Origin of the sequence: Vagococcus intermedius, from assembly GCF_029144185.1 — a bacterium.
Classification (GTDB): Bacteria; Bacillota; Bacilli; order Lactobacillales; family Vagococcaceae; genus Vagococcus_D; species Vagococcus_D intermedius.
In genome coordinates, this window is the sequence record NZ_CP110232.1 from 1,272,454 (window position 1) to 1,288,468 (window position 16,015).

Sequence of the window (16,015 nt, forward strand, 5' to 3'; positions counted from 1 at the left end):
TTACGCCCCTTTCACTTCTTTGGCATAAGACAATATTAATCCTGTTGCGACCGCATTTCTTGGTCCTTCTACGCCACGAATATTACCGCGACCAGCGACTAAATTGTAATGCGATAAGGCATCGGTCACTAGTTGTGGCACTTCAAAATCAAGTGCTGACCCTCCAACAATCACGACAAAAGGAATGTCTCGAATACTTCCGGTCGGACTGACATGAGCTAGTGCACGTAACGCATTCGTCACAAATACCCGTTTTTTGGCTGTTTGTCTAATCAATTTAATTTGCTCGATACTCAAATCACCCGGTACCGGCACATAGCCAGTTGGCGTAATCACAACTACCTTGGCAAAAATAGTTGCTGGTAAGGCTTTGTCAAAGAATTCAACAGTGCCATCTTCATGCCGAATATAGAAAAGACTATCGACCTTAGCAAGTGGATATTTTTTGATATCTTCAGCTAAATAATGGTCATTTAACCCTAATTCTGAATCGATAATCATCGTGACCATATCACCAGCACCTGCTAAGTGAATGGCTGTAATTTTATCATGTTTATCAATAATTGAGGCATCCGTTGAGCCTGCCCCCAAATCGAGAATCGCTAGTGGTTGACTAGTCCCAGCTGTTGTTAATGCGCCTAATACTGCAGCTTCAGCTTCAGCACCACCAATTTCAACAGTGATTCCAAATTTGCTATAAATTTCGTCGGCAATCATCGACATCTGCAGATGGTCTGACTTCACCATTGAAGCGATTCCTACTGCCTGTTCTAATGAAAATTCACCAGCGAGGCCACCTTTAACATCTAATGGAACAAACGTATCGATTGCTAACAAATCTTGAATAAAAATTTCGCTGAGTTGTTTTTCAGTTAAACCGGCCATTGTTTGGCGAACACGCTCTAACATGCCACCGATATTAGTCCCAGGCTCACCTGAAACATTAGCGATTGCTTTGAAACTTGACACAACTTTCATGATTTTTTCAGCACCTTGTGAAATTCCTACTTTTTCAGTTCGTCCGTCACCATTGACTAATAAACTTCCTGCAGGGATCACACGTGCTTTCACATCACCTTGTGGTGTTTTGATAACAACTGCTGAACGGTTACCAATTAAAGCTCTTGAAACTGGTACAATATTTTTCGTTTCATCAGGATTTAAACCAAAGACTGTCGCAACACCATATGGATTGGACAATTCTGAAATAACCTGACCTTTACCAGCGACTTCCACCGCTGCTAACATGTTTTGTGGCACTTTATCAATAAAAGCAACCTCATCAACGATTGGAATTTTTTTCTCCAAGCGATTATGAATCAAGACACCATCGTCTCGTTGCAAGATCGCTGCTGTTATCTTAAATCCTGTTTGCATGTACAAATTGATTAATTTAGCGGCATCATCAAAATCGATTTCTTTTGGAATAATGACAATATAAGGCGTTTCCTTATCTGTCTTACTATACAAATCTGTTAAAAGAACGGTTTTCCCAATTCCTAAGCCCTCGCCACCTGGTGTTTTTGGATCATGCCCAATCATCGTTGATTCGGTAATGATCGTTTCTGTAATTGTTTCCATGGCCACATCGCCGATTACAGGTGTCGCTTCATTGATTCTAATCAGGTGAATGTCAGATGGACTAAGATTAGTCTTGTTTAATAGGGTTGTAATGGCTTGTTCAATCCCAATTAAATTGCGTTTTGTTCCTTTAATACCAGTGGTCGCAGCGATGGCAGAATCAATAAATTCTACCTCACCTTGATCACTTACATTTGCTAAGGCTACTTCAGTTGAGGAATTACCAATGTCAACACCAATCACTTTTTTCATAGTGATCCTCCTCTACTTAGTTATCACCTTTTAGTTTTTTACGTTGTTCATAAAATTCGGCCGCTTCTCTTACAAATTCCGCAGTGATAGTTGCGTTGTATTGTGTTTCTAATTCTTTGGCTAACTCTTCCAAATCTTGTTTACTTGAACGATAGGGTCTTAATTGACCATACATCTCTAATAAACGTTCATCGGGGATCGCTGTTAATTCTGCAGCACGTTGGAAATTTTGTTGAATCGCGCCTCGACCTGAATCTTCCGCAATTTGACCTTGATATTTCAAAGTTTCACGAGTAATACGCAAATCTTGACTGCTAACATTGCCTGATAACACCTCAGATAATGTGATTTCTTCCAATGATTTACCACTTGGTGATTTGATTGTATCGTTATGTTTTTCATATAGTGGATAATCTTCACGTGACATCACTTTGGTATCAGTTGTTTGGGTAACTGAACCAATTGAAGTTGACGTTGCTGAAGTTTCTCCCATTTTAGTCATAATATTTTTAATTAAATCATCTAATTCTGCCATTTTTGCCACCCCTTAATCTTTCGTAAAATCGACTTGAATTTCTTCAGCCTGTTTACCAATGACCACGTATTTTGTTTCTTTGATATGCATTAATGCTGATTTTGCTTGATATGCAACACGTGACATTTGATCACTCACAGTTGGAACAGGATCTGGGGATTCACCTTTTGCATATTTTGCAGCATTTTTACCAATTGCTCGATAAGTGTCAAGCGTTAGCGTTGGTGCTTGAGGGAATAATTCTAAATTTGACAACGGTTCTAAATCTCTTTGGTGGATAATACTTGTACCTTTAGATTGGATCGCAATTGCGACACCAGATCCTGATAAATGATCGCCTTCAACCCCAGCAAATGACACATCGGCTGTACGATACACTTTGATGATACGAGCTTTCAATCCTTCTTCTTCGATCCCAGCCACTGTTTGGCGTAAAATTTCTTTGTGAGGGATATTTAATAAGTTACTAGTCATTGCTTCGGCAAAACCTGGCGCAACTGCAATAATAACTTCATCTTTTGATGTACCTGCTTGAGCGGGACCAACATGTTTGAACCAAGCCACGTCTTTAATTGGCGTTGGCACATTTTTTGCAGCGGGGATTGTATCAGCAGAAATGATCGTCGTTGATTCATTTCTCATTGTTTCTTGGAACGTTACTGGTTGATCATCCATTGGCATTTCTTTTAAGACATCTTGAATAATGGCACGTAGTAACTGTTCATTAATAGTAGTTTCAGACATTTTTATTTCCTCCCTTTAACTAAATTGAACGAGGGTCCATGGCCATTGGGATATCTTTAATACGTTCCCATTGTTCGCCTTCGACGCGATAGCCTGTTCCAGGTCCCATATAATCATTGCAGTCATTGACAGCTGAAATAACGTGCCAATTTTCATCAAACATTGCTGAGGTTTGTAAGAAATCACCAGCAATACGTTGTTTTAATAAATTCAAGACTTCTTGTGCGACATCTTGGAAGCCGCCTTCAGCAAGTGCTTTAACAACATCAACCCCTGTTAATTTACGATCAAGAATTTCTTGTGCCGCTTTCATATCTTCAACTAAATTACGATCCGGCATATCTTTAGAACCATGAGCATAAGTTGCTGCTTCAACTTCTTCATCTGTAATTTTTGGTAGACCCAACCCTTCAAATACTGCTTGAATAGCACGAGCTGCTTTATTCCGAATTTTGATTGTCTCTTCTTCAGTAACTGGGTAAACACCACCATCTACTTTCAAATCACGTTGGAAAACATTATAGTCATCAAAATCTTCAGCATCTGTATTTGAACCAGCAAACATATTGTCATAGTTTGGTACTGATGAATAGCCTGATGAAATGTAGTCTGTTCCTGGTAAGAATTGCATCATTAGACGTTCTGTACGACGCATATCTGAGTGTGAGAATGCTTGGTCGTTAGCAGAAGCTACTTCTAGGTCCATCATTGTACAAATTAAGTTTTCAGCTAACACACCACGTATACCAGAAGGGACACTACCTGGTATACCAATACAGCTAACACCTCCATTTTGTAACCCCTGTACCCCACTTGCTTTAGTAATGAAAATACAACGAGCTTCTAAATAAAGCATTGATTTACCTTCGGCATAACCCATCATAACTTCTGAACCTGAACCTGAAGTAAAGCGCATTTTCAATCCGCGTGAGGCATAACATGACGCTAAGAACCCTTTAGACCACGGTGTATCATCACCATCAGTAAATACAGGATCAGTCCCATAAACTGAAATTGTTTCCGCATAAGCAGTAAAACCGCGCATTCCTAAATCAAGTTCTAAAGCTTCTTCAACTGAACATTGCGTTAAAACACCCGGACGTCCAACTTGTGATCCAACCATAATCGAAATGGCATTTAGAGGGGCATAACGTGCCACCGCAACCGTTGTTTCTTGTTCTGCAAAGCCACGCAACGCTCCTTCTGCTGCATCTGCTGCAATTTGAACTGGATTATCACGTAAATTAGTAACATGTGATTGAGTTGCTGGACGACGACGTGGACGCATTTTTTGCATTGCCATCATCATTTCAACAACGTTCATTTGACTCACTACTTCAACTGTTTTAGCTGGCGTCATTGAAGTTGTCAAATCAATGATTTCTTCACGTGAGACATTGGGATCACATAACATTCTTGCTAGTAAGACCGAATCCATAGCTAACACTTTTTCAGCGTTATCTTTATCAATCCCATGAGAGGCAATATAGTTATCAATCAAGTCAAAATCTTCACGTTTTTTACCATCTAATTCAGTAATGATGCCGTTTTCAATTTTAATACTAGGTTTAGGATCATTTGGACTTTCCATTGCGATAAATCCTTCATCGATCCACTCTTTAACAAATCCATCTTCGTGGATTGGGCGTTTTTCTAATGCTTCAAAACGTTTTGAACGTTTCATAAGTTATTCCTCCTGACTATTGTATGTATGAAGGGAAAGCACTTGTTGGTTCACTACCTAAAGTGTGTAATAAGTCTTTACCCGCTTCTCTTGCTGCGATAACAGCTTGTTTAACAGCTCCTGAATCACCTTTAATATGAATGGTTACTTCATTTGAATATTTTTGTCCATTATTTGGAGAAGCATATGAAATAACTTCAACGTTAGCTGCTTTGACTGCTTTATCTGCCATCACAACACCTAAAGCAGCTGGAGCACCAGCAATTAAACCGTATGATTTGCCAACTTCTGCACCAAACGCTTCTTCTAAGGCATAACTTGCTCTTGCTGAATATTGTAATTCGATATGACCTGCTTCATTGTCGTAAACATCGCCAAATGTGCGCTCAGTTTCTTTTAAGGTCACTTCTACAGCACGGCGAACATCTGAAACATCTTCACCACCAAAAATAATTAAGACACCATGTCCTGCGCCACCTTTAGTATCACGTGGTAATTCCACACTTACGATTTCTGTATTAGTCGCTTTAACAGCATCATCGGCTGCCGTGATTTGAGGACCAGCCCCAGTTCTTGCACCAACAATGCCGATTGAACGGTAATTTTTCTTTAGTTTCATTGCTTCACTTAAACGTGTATCAACATTAGCAATAACCAGTCCGATTGTATCGCCAATTTCTGTTGTTCCTACAAACTCTGTTAGTGAACTCATTTTTTTATCCATCGATGTTTCCTCCTTTGTATCAGCTATTACGTCATTAGGTACTGAAGGTGATGATGTTGCCATCAGACGTTCCATAATTTTTTTTACTACTTCTTCATCTGCTGCCATTATTATTTACCACTTTGACTTGGTAAAATTTTTTCAACATCTGTATGAGGTCTCGGAATAACATAATGAGAAAGAACTTCACCGATTGATTCTGCTGCGGCTACACCCGCATCAACTGCTGCCTTAACAGCACCAACGTCACCACGTACCATAACAGTGATAAGTCCTTGGCCGATTTTTTCTTGACCTACTAATGTAACGTTCGCTGCTTTTACCATTGCATCAGCTGCATCAATTGATGCAATTAAACCACGAGTTTCAATTAAGCCTAAAGCTTCTTGTTGCATAGCAATTCCTCCTGAATAAGTAAGTTATGTATTTCTCTTGCATCCCTAGAATACAAAAAAAAACTATGACATTTTAGCCATAGCTTTTTTGTCATAGTTTTTTTTATCCCTGTTTTCAGACTATTTTGTTATCGTTTTCTTTAACTGTTTGTTTTTTAAACACAAATAAACCTATTTTATAGGCAGTTTGCACATCTTTTATTTTTTTAGTATACTTATTGAAATAAGGTAGATATTTGTTATCGCTAAACAAATTTTTTAATAAGGAATGTGACTATATGGAAGATCATTTAGAATTTATTGAGCCTAACCAAAAGATTTTAGACAAATTATTAAGCGAATTTACTGAAGCAACTGGATTGGCAACGATTTTAGTCGATACCCAAGGGATTGAGCTGACACCTGGCTATGGTTTCTCACCCTTTTGCCAACTAATGAGAAATAATGAGGATACACGAAAATTATGTCAACATTGCGATATGTTCGGTGGTCGCAGTTCTATAAAAAATAAACAAACAACCCCTTACGTTTGCCATGCAGGATTAGTAGATTTTTCTTACCCTGTCACAATTGACAACCAATTAATTGGGTTTATTCTTTGCGGACAAACGCGTATTGAAGTAGCGCATCCTTTCCAAGAGATTATCAACGAAAAAACAGATTGGAAAAACGATCCTTTATTTGTCGAAGTCTATGAATCTATGCCTCTCACCACTCCTGAAAAAATCAAAGCCGGCAGTGAATTACTAACGATTATTATCAATTACTATCTGGCTGATATTATGAACACCTCACTTAAGGCTAATGTTGAATCTGCCACAAATTTACCAAATTTCACTCAAACAGAACCTTCTATCAAAAAAGTTAAGCCGACTCAACCGAAAACGTCTTTAGAAATTGTTCGGAATATCGAACGCTTTGAACAGCGTTTACCACAAATTGAACGACCGGAGATTAGCACAGCTATTAAGTATATCAACGACCATCTTAACGAGGTCATTACTCTCGATGAAGTTGCTGATTACGTCCACCTTTCTGGCTATTATTTTAGTAAATTATTTAAAAAAGAAGTTGGCATCACATTTATTGACTATATTAATGAGAAAAAAATTAGCCGTGCGATGATTCTATTGCAAGATTCAACTTGGTCTATTGACAGTATTGCCCATAGTCTTGGTTACTCTCAATCAAGTTATTTTAGTAAGTTATTTAAAAAAACCACTAAAATGTCGCCACGTGACTATCGCCAAATCATTCAAAAAGAAAAAGAAGCGTTCCGAGTATAATCGGAACGCTTCTTTTTTAGTCTTTTAAATAGACACTAAAAAAACGCCCGACTTTTTTACTCCCGAAAAAGTCCTGGCTGAAGTATCCTGACTTTGCTTCATCCGCCACAAATCCTTCCAACTTACGCCGTGGTTATTTGCTTTGTCCACAATACAGTTGCGGGTACAGTATCAGATTTTCACTGATTTCCTTCAAACATATTATTCAATTAATAAGATTCTCTAAAATAAAGTAACCTTAAATTTTCTGCTAATTGTTGACTAAATAGCTGAGGGTCTTCTTCAAGTAAATCAGCTAGTAAAAGATGTACTTCATTGGGTAAACGATCAGCTAGACTACTAATCCGACTAATGACAATCACTGGTAACTCGTAAGTGGCAAGTAGCTGCCTTAAATGTGTGTTACGATCTAAAATAATAAAATAATTAATAGCGCCTAGGTGCTCACTGATATCTAAATAGTCTATCAAAGCCTCCAACTCATCTTCCACTCTCACTTGTTTGAAAAAGTTAAAGCAAGCAAAAGCCAAGCCATTTCCAGCACTCAGATGTTCGGGTTCTGGTGACACCTTTTTAAGAAGCTTATCTATTTCATTGACACAACTTGCTGTTTGTTTATCAAGTAGTTTAGCTATAGCAAAACTTGCGCCTGTCAATTCTTGATTTCTAATAGCCAAACCATGTTCACCGAAAAGTGGCCCAAAAGTTTTTGTGTCACTCCATATTTCATAATCACACTGTAACCATTTAGAGTCTAATTTTTCATAAGAAAAACTTGCTATTTGTCCTATTTTACCACCTGTTATGTTGATTTGTCTACCATTATCTGCATAAAATATCACACCCAGAGACTCTAACATGCCTAAACCTAAGTCAGTTGCAATATTTTCGACATTTAAAAAGACAATATGTTCCGTGTTATTTTTAACTACCTTTTTTAGTAGCTCACCTAATCCGTGACTCGTACTCATAAGTGGTGCTCGTGCTAACGGTGGCACAGTCTTAGCACCTAAAACTGAGCCAACATCAATAAAAACTGTTTTTTTATCAGTATCGTAGCCGTACAAGGCATCAACTGAAAATTTTAATGGGCCTTCTACCCTGGTAGAACGAAGTGACTGATTATGATAGTCCATCAACACTTGTAAATGACGTTCAAAATCTACCTCTGGTAACTGAAGGACTTCAGTATCTTTTGAAACGGCTTTCAAATCTAGTCGCATTTGTTCGATTAATTGATTATTGTCTCCTTGGTCTTCAACTAACGGGCTAACAGAATATACTTCTCGCATCTTTTTTTCCCCCTAACTATGTCCTCCCCCTTATTTTAACAAATTTATCACAGGCTGATATGCACTTTTTTGTTTACTTTCATAACTATTTTGTTATATCTTTCACATAACTATTTTAACGACTTACGTCCGTGTGACAACAGCTGAAACAGAGAAGCCTAAAATTTTATTTAAACCGTCCAATACTGTATCTAAAGCTGACTCGATCGAACTCATATCTCCCATCAAAACAACGGAACCAGAAAAACGATCTACAAATCCTATGTCAACGTTACTACTTTTAGTTGCCAAATCGACAGCTATAATTGACGCTTCGCTAGGAGTGATTGTTAAAATACCTAAAGAACTATGTTGATTAGCTGGTAGCCCTAATTTTTCAAAAATTTCTGGTGTTGGACTAGCAATAATATGTGCTAATGTGACTTGTTTTCCGGGAACATACTCTTGAATCATGCGTTGTGTTTCTTCCATTATTTTCACCTATCTCTGAAATTAATTTTTAATTTAGTTGATAAGTTAAGGCTACGCTTTCAGATAACCTATGTCAATCGATAACAAAATTGTCATGATTAGCATAAAATAAAAAAAGCGACTCAGTAAAAAATACTAAGTCAATTTTTTATCAAAACCCTATTAAACTTACTTTTTTCTATCATCTATCACATACTTCATAAGATGAAAATAGCTTTATTATCATTTAATTCAACAAAATTATCACATTATTTATTAAGGAGGGTCATCACTTTTGTAGTTAATAACCTACGACTTAGTCCAACAGTCATTACAAATATCGCGATTGCTCCACCAACGATAGTAGCTAATGTTTGAGTTAACTCAAATGTAATTATAACTGGCGTAAAAGAACTGATAACTTGAACTACTAAAACTACCAGAAAAGAATAAATAGCAACTAGGATTGCTAAAAATAAATAATGGCTCTTACCATTTTTTTATTAAAATCCAGTGCTTGCAATATGCCGCTAAAACGATAACGTGCTGACTTGTTCCTTAATTACTAAAACAACCACTGTAAAAACACAAATAAATAAGATTAATAAACTAATTAATTGAAATAGCTTAGTTATTTTATTAAAAGAGGAAGTCAATCGCGCCACTTCTTTATCAGCCATTTCACTAATTATTCCTTTATATCTCCTTTACTAGTCATTACTAGTCATCAGACTGTTACTTGCTTTTATCACCTTAGCCTATTATCTTTTAAGTTATTTGACAAGTCTTAAAAATTGAAAGTTATGTGAAAAAATAAATTGAAATTTCTTTGTTAATCTAGTCTCTACATTGGTAATGGCAACTTTCTAAAAATCAGACCTTAAATAAGTTTCAGTAAATTTCCAAGTTAAAAACATTGATTTAACCCCATTTTATGGTAGTATGGTTAAAAATAGATTAGAAAGAAGTGTCTGTCCTATGAGTAAAACTCAAATCCCCCCTCATTATCACTCAAGTTTAAGTATTTATGAAACCCAAACCGCCATTGGTTTTATCAAACGATGTTTTGAAGAAGCCATGATTGGTAGTTTAAAATTAAAACGAGTTTCAGCTCCTCTTTTTGTTAATTCCCAATCAGGATTGAATGATAACCTAAGTGGGGTTGAACGACCAGTCCAATTTGATGTCCCTTCCCTAAACACTGATGGTGAAGTTGTTCACTCACTGGCTAAATGGAAGCGAGTAGCTTTAAAACAATATGATTTTCATCCTGGAAATGGACTCTATGCCGATATGAACGCGATTCGTCGTGACGAAACCTTGGATAACTTACATTCGATTTACGTCGATCAATGGGATTGGGAACGTGTTATCACTAAAGAGCAACGAACTCTCGATTATCTTAAAGAAGTCGTTCAAAGTTTGGTGAATGCAATGGCCGAAACGGCTAGTCGCTTACACACCAAATATCCTAGTATTACAACTAAAATTGAGACAGATATTGCGTTTATTACCAGTCAGGAATTAGAAAATCGTTATCCTGATTTAAACAGCAAAGAACGTGAACATGCCTTTGTTAAAGAACATCCAACAACCTTTATTTTGCAAATTGGCGATAAATTAACAAGTGGCTCTCCTCATGATCACCGTGCCCCTGACTATGATGATTGGGCTTTAAATGGGGATTTGTTATTTTGGCATGAGCCACTAAACTGTGCCATGGAACTATCAAGTATGGGGATTCGTGTGGACGAGCACTCGCTCTTAAAACAGTTAGAAAAAGCCAATGCAATGGAACGGCTGGATTTTAAATTTCATCAACAAGTTGCTAAGAATAAACTCCCTTTAACGATCGGTGGAGGAATCGGTCAAAGTCGTATGTGCATGCTTTTATTAGAAAAAGCACATATCGGTGAAGTTCAAGTCTCTCTTTGGGACGAGGAAACAATTGAGGCTTGTAAGAATAATATTTTCTTATTATAAAATAATAAAAAGACACTGCGCCTTTATTAGTAGCAGTGTCTTTTTATTACAAGCCTAATAATCATCCATCTCATCAAAATCTTCTTGATATTGACCTTCATCATAACGATCTTCATCAAAATTGTGATCGTACTCTTCTTCATCAAGACCAAGCAACTCTAAGTCAGATTCTTCTTCATCATGCTCTTCCTCATTCTCTTCATCTAACTCTGTGTTAGCTTTTTCGAAAGGTTGGATATATTTTAAATATTCAGATTGGATTTCACCTGACGTCTTCATATTTTGTGGCGTACTTTTAAGCGCCTCTTCTTCTGACATCCCTTCTACTTGTATTTTATAAAGAGTCGGCGTCATACCATAAGTATTTAAAAAGTCAGTCAAAGTAGAGGGATCCCTATTAATACTATCTTGAGAAGAATTACTCTCTTCTGATGATTCCAACTGTTGAGCATGAAATTTATCTTGCGCTTCTTGCTCTCTCTTAGCACCCTCAGCTAATTCTTCAGGAGTCGCTTGATAATAGATGGATTGTGGGTCAAGTGTTCTGGGATCAGCGGATACTGACTCTTGAGAGTCAGTCCCCTCTTCTGTTTCCCTTGCAGTTTCCTGAATAACTGTTTCTTTTTGAGGTTCTTCTTTCTCATTATCATTCGTTTTAATACCTTTTGATTTTGACTTAACCTCTGAATCCATTCTCACGTCACTACTATCTTTAGTATTTTTATTTTCTTTCATTTTATCATCAGTTGTTTTTTTCTTAACTCCTGAAGACTCTGAACTGATCGTCTTTTCCACTACCGAATCAAGGGACTGACGACAGCCACCTAAAGCTAGTGTTGTCATTAACAAACTAATAACTGCTAACTTTTTCATTGTCAACACTCCTTTTTATAAAACATTTATACCCTCATTGTATCGTAACCATTAAAAAAAGACTACTTAATTGTAGTCTTTAACCATCACCTCTTACAGAACTTATTGATGATTCAATTTCTTATTGGTAAAAAACAGAATAAGCTAATGAGACTCAAATTGTTTTATGTACCAGTCATTATATATTTTTAGAATAATTGGCAAGACAATATAGCCTGTTAACATGGAACCTATCGCATAAAAATTGAGATGGCTGTTACCTGTATCTGAAATAAGAGAGAACTGTCCCTGCCAATCAAATTTTAGTAATAAAAACAACGATGTTATAAAAGCTAACACAGGAATAACCACATCCGTCAGATAATTTTTACTGACGTTTTGGAGAATAGCTTGTTTACTTTTCCCATGATAAAAACTCACAACTGCCATTGGTACTACTAAAAACTGAATAAAGCGAGACACCGAACTAATAACCATAATACCTTTCATGTCATATTGGAAACTCATTGGGATTAAAATAGCTAAAATAGCGGTAATGATAAAAGCAAAGAGTGGCACACCTTTAGCATTTTTAGCTGCAAACTTACGCGGTAACTGTCCTTCTGAGGCAATTGCTTCGAAAACACGGGGCGTCCCAAAAGAAGCCGCAATATTAATTCCAAACATGGAGACCAAGGCACCGTACGTTATAATATTTTTAATCAAAGGATTGTCAAAAACGGCTGCTAAAACTACCACTTCTTTTGAGACTACAATCGCACTTGGATTTATCATTAAGCCAATACCAATAATTCCAATATAAATAATTGCAATTATAATAATAGCTAAGGGGATTGCTCGTGGTAAATTTTTTTCAGGATTTTCCATCTCTGAGGCTGCACTCGCTAAACTTTCAAACCCTGTAAAAGCATAAAATGCTGCCATGATAGCACCCGTCATCGTGGTTAAATTCATCTTGATAGCTACCATAGTGTCAACTTCTGCTAAATGATTTTGACCTGTTTTCATAAAAATAACAAACCCTGCTAGAATCGCTACAACTAATGCTAAGACTTTCCCAATAGTAGAAATATTACTGAATAGTTTCAAAACATACGTCCCGGCTAAATTAATTCCTAATAATATTGCCATTAAAATAATAAAACCAAGCGTGACCTGTGAGGTACTGATATCGGTTGGACCATTAAGGATATTAACACTTGTTTTAACCACTGCTGTAGCCATGACACCCCAAGCAATCGAAGCAGCTACAAAACGAGTAATCCCTACATAAAAACCAACATTGTCACCAAAAGCTGCCTTGCTATATGCATAAGCTGCCCCATTTGTATTAACATATTTAGAAGCTGAGGCAAAGGTCACTGCTAAAATAATCGCAAAGAAAGCTGCAATCATATAAACCAGTGGTGTATAACTACCTGCTTTTAAAACAACTTCTTGCGGTGTTAAAAAGATCCCCGTCCCAATAATCGAATTTATGCCTAATAGAACAATGGACCAAAAACCAAACTTAACTGTCTTAGCCATCTAGCCAACCTCCTGTTGTTTCTTTTCCCTAACCGACTGAATAAATGACTTAAACAACGTTCGCATGTTAGGGGAAGTCGCTTGCATCATTTCAGGATGCCACTGGACTCCTACTTCCCAAAAATAGGTACTATTTTCAATACACTCAATCACACCATCAGCCGTTTTAGCCGTTACTTGAAAAGGCGTTCCAACATTTTTAATAACCTGATGATGAAATGAATTAATTTTAATTTGTGGTTGTTTTAAACTATTAAATAATTTGCTTTCTGGTAAAATTTCTAGCGTCTGAGTTGCTAAATCTGACCGATGACCTTGATTATGTTTTAAAATAGTTGTACTGCTGGGTATATTAGATAAATCTTGATATAAGTCGCCACCATGATAGACATTTAATAACTGACAGCCTCGACAAATACCTAAAATACCTAGCTCGTTTTTTTCCGCTTCTGCTATCAATAATAACTCAAACTGATCACGTTCTGGAAAGATATCTCCTGTGTCTTGTGATACTTCTTCACCATAATTCAAAGGTGACACATCATGCCCACCGGATAATATTAACCCATCTAACATCGCAACTTGTGCTTTAGTGACAGCTACATCCTCATTAAAAGGAAGCATTAAAGGGACGCCTCCAGCCGAAATAACAGAAGCTATGTAGTCATTGTTAACATATGAGCGTTTATAACCAGGAAACATTCCACCTTCATCAATAATTAAACTACCAGATATACCAATAATCGGTTTTATTTCCAACATAATGACCCCCTATTAAATATTAATCAATAGAAGCAAACAATAACAATACTTGTTTGCCTAGGATAAACAAAAAGAGGGAGAGGACAATAATGTCCCCTCCCTCTGACATAGCTACTCTAAATCATCGCCAAATAAACCGCTAAACAAAGAAAACGTTTACAATTTATCTGATTAGTGTTAGCATTAACTATGGCACTGCTTAGTCATTGGGGACTAATCTTAACTCTCTAGTTGTTGTCGCATCTAGAGAGTGTCATATTTTGTGTTTGCTTCTATCTGACGCCATTATAGGGATAATAAAGGCGAACAGTCAAGGATTATTTTCTTTTAAAAAGTTATAAATAACGCTATTAATCCTATTTTTTTGTGTAGTGACTATCACTACACTTTGTTTAATAACTAAAAAAAATTATTTTCTTAATAATTAATTATTAAGAATAAAAACGTTCTAAAAAGAAAGGAATCCCCCTCTTTTTAGAACGTTTTCTTTATACTAGACTAACCCATTATTTTTAATAACATTTTGATACCAAGTGAATGATTTTTTCTTGGTACGAGCCATCGTTCCTTCACCTAGATCATCTAAATCACCATAAATAAATCCATAACGTTTACTCATTTCACCAGTTGAAGCACTTACTAGATCAATACAACCCCAGGGTGTATAGGCAAACAAGTCTACTCCATCTTCATTAATTGCTTTTGACATTTCGACTAGGTGTTTTTCTAAATAAGCAATGCGATAATCATCATTAATAGTTCCATCTTTTTCTACTTTATCAATCGCTCCTAAGCCATTTTCAGAAATATATAACGGTACCTCATAACGTTGATATAAGTCATTTAAGGCAATTCGTAAGCCAACTGGATCAATCTCCCATCCCCATTCACTTGCTTCTAAGAAAGGATTTTTCGCCCCGCCAAAAAAATTACCTGCAGTTTTTTCTTTTTCTTCGGTACTTACCGTAGCTGACATATAATAACTAAATGATAAATAATCAACCGGATGATTTTTTAATAGCTCTAACTCTCCTTTGGCGATATGTAACTGAATACCATTTTGCTCAAAATACTTGGTAGCATAAGTTGGGTACTCACCACGAACTTGAACATCATTACAAAAATAATTAAACATTCTATTTTGTAAATCTTTGGTCATAACAGTTTTCGGATTACAATCGTAAGCATACATTGTTGCATAAATACTCATACAACCGATCTTAAGTTCTGAATCTAGTTCATGAGCAATCTTTGTGGCTAAGGAACTTGCCACAAATTGATTGTGTAGCGCTTGAAAATTATTTTCAGCCGATTCATTACGCATTGCTACACTGAAGAACGAACCAAAAACGCCTGTATTAATTTCATTAAAAGTCATCCAATATTTTACTTTTTTATGAAAACGAGTCAGAATAGTGCGAGCATAACGCTCAAATAGACCAATTAATTCACGATTTTTCCATCCACCATAGTTTTTGACAAGGTTTAAAGGCGTTTCATAATGAGACATGGTAATAGTTGGTTCTATCCCATGTTTCAATAATTCATCGATTACCTCTTCATAAAATTTTAATCCAGCTTCATTTGGTTGTATCTCATCACCGTTAGGGAAAATACGTGCCCACGAAATTGACATTCTAAACGTTTTAAATCCCATCTCAGCAAATAAAGCGATGTCTTCTTTATAACGATGATAAAAATCAATCCCAACATGATTAGGGTATGTATAGGTATCATAATCAATTGTCAGTGCTGATTCACCCGTCATAAGTAACTTCATACGTTGCTTTCCGCCAGGAGAAACGTCTGCAATGGTCAAACCTTTTCCATCTTCATCATGTGCTCCTTCAAGTTGATTGGCAGCTGTTGCTCCCCCCCATAAAAATTCTTTTGGAAATACTGCTTGTTTTGTCATCCTGTACACTCC

Annotated in this window: 13 protein-coding genes, 1 pseudogene and 1 riboswitch; of the genes and pseudogenes, 2 read left to right on the top strand and 12 right to left on the bottom strand. The window is 36.6% G+C overall.

Annotated features, from left to right (window positions below; genetic code table 11):
* The 6 genes from OL234_RS05880 to OL234_RS05905 are packed head-to-tail and all read right to left on the bottom strand — an operon-like array spanning position 1 to position 5,915.
* Positions 1–1,833 (bottom strand): diol dehydratase reactivase subunit alpha, encoded by a 1,833-nt coding sequence (locus OL234_RS05880; protein ID WP_275468316.1) that lies wholly within the window; start codon positions 1,831–1,833, stop codon positions 1–3.
* A gap of 16 nt (positions 1,834–1,849) precedes the next feature.
* On the bottom strand, positions 1,850–2,368 hold the full coding sequence (locus tag OL234_RS05885) for a diol dehydratase small subunit (protein WP_275468317.1): 519 nt from the start codon (positions 2,366–2,368) through the stop codon (positions 1,850–1,852).
* Between the two features lie 12 nt (positions 2,369–2,380).
* Positions 2,381–3,112: a propanediol/glycerol family dehydratase medium subunit gene (locus OL234_RS05890; RefSeq protein ID WP_275468318.1), complete on the bottom strand. Its 732-nt coding sequence runs from the start codon at positions 3,110–3,112 to the stop codon at positions 2,381–2,383.
* A 19-nt stretch (positions 3,113–3,131) separates the two neighbouring features.
* On the bottom strand, positions 3,132–4,796 hold the full coding sequence (locus tag OL234_RS05895; RefSeq protein WP_275468319.1) for a propanediol/glycerol family dehydratase large subunit: 1,665 nt from the start codon (positions 4,794–4,796) through the stop codon (positions 3,132–3,134).
* Positions 4,797–4,812: 16 nt separating this feature from the next.
* On the bottom strand, positions 4,813–5,628 hold the full coding sequence (pduB, locus tag OL234_RS05900; protein WP_275468320.1) for a propanediol utilization microcompartment protein PduB: 816 nt from the start codon (positions 5,626–5,628) through the stop codon (positions 4,813–4,815).
* Between the two features lie 2 nt (positions 5,629–5,630).
* Positions 5,631–5,915, bottom strand: coding sequence for a BMC domain-containing protein (locus OL234_RS05905; protein ID WP_275468321.1), 285 nt, complete (start codon positions 5,913–5,915; stop codon positions 5,631–5,633).
* Between the two features lie 278 nt (positions 5,916–6,193).
* Here OL234_RS05905 and OL234_RS05910 point away from each other — a divergent pair, with 278 nt between their 5' ends.
* Positions 6,194–7,201, top strand: a complete 1,008-nt coding sequence (locus tag OL234_RS05910; RefSeq protein ID WP_275468322.1) for a PocR ligand-binding domain-containing protein — start codon at positions 6,194–6,196, stop codon at positions 7,199–7,201.
* Positions 7,202–7,259: 58 nt separating this feature from the next.
* A riboswitch (cobalamin riboswitch) is annotated at positions 7,260–7,457 on the bottom strand.
* 178 nt (positions 7,458–7,635) lie between these two features.
* Here the strand turns inward: OL234_RS05910 and OL234_RS05915 are convergent.
* A pseudogene (locus OL234_RS05915) lies at positions 7,636–8,493 on the bottom strand (glycerate kinase); the annotation flags it as partial.
* 123 nt (positions 8,494–8,616) lie between these two features.
* Positions 8,617–8,964, bottom strand: coding sequence for a BMC domain-containing protein (locus OL234_RS05920; protein WP_275468324.1), 348 nt, complete (start codon positions 8,962–8,964; stop codon positions 8,617–8,619).
* Positions 8,965–9,921: 957 nt separating this feature from the next.
* Between OL234_RS05920 and asnA the strand changes: the two genes are divergently transcribed.
* Entirely contained in the window at positions 9,922–10,926 is a 1,005-nt protein-coding gene (gene asnA, locus OL234_RS05925) for an aspartate--ammonia ligase (RefSeq protein ID WP_275468325.1), read from the top strand.
* A 54-nt stretch (positions 10,927–10,980) separates the two neighbouring features.
* Here asnA and OL234_RS05930 read toward each other — a convergent pair whose 3' ends face one another.
* From OL234_RS05930 to OL234_RS05945, 4 genes are all read right to left on the bottom strand, one after another.
* Positions 10,981–11,799 (bottom strand): hypothetical protein, encoded by an 819-nt coding sequence (locus tag OL234_RS05930; protein WP_275468326.1) that lies wholly within the window; start codon positions 11,797–11,799, stop codon positions 10,981–10,983.
* 144 nt (positions 11,800–11,943) lie between these two features.
* Positions 11,944–13,326: an APC family permease gene (locus tag OL234_RS05935; RefSeq protein ID WP_275468327.1), complete on the bottom strand. Its 1,383-nt coding sequence runs from the start codon at positions 13,324–13,326 to the stop codon at positions 11,944–11,946.
* Positions 13,327–14,079, bottom strand: coding sequence for a gamma-glutamyl-gamma-aminobutyrate hydrolase family protein (locus tag OL234_RS05940; protein ID WP_437184435.1), 753 nt, complete (start codon positions 14,077–14,079; stop codon positions 13,327–13,329).
* 502 nt (positions 14,080–14,581) lie between these two features.
* The gene (locus tag OL234_RS05945) at positions 14,582–16,003 is read right to left on the bottom strand and encodes a glycoside hydrolase family 1 protein (RefSeq protein ID WP_275468329.1); all 1,422 of its coding nucleotides are present in this window, start codon (positions 16,001–16,003) and stop codon (positions 14,582–14,584) included.
* Between the last annotated feature and the right edge of the window lie 12 nt (positions 16,004–16,015).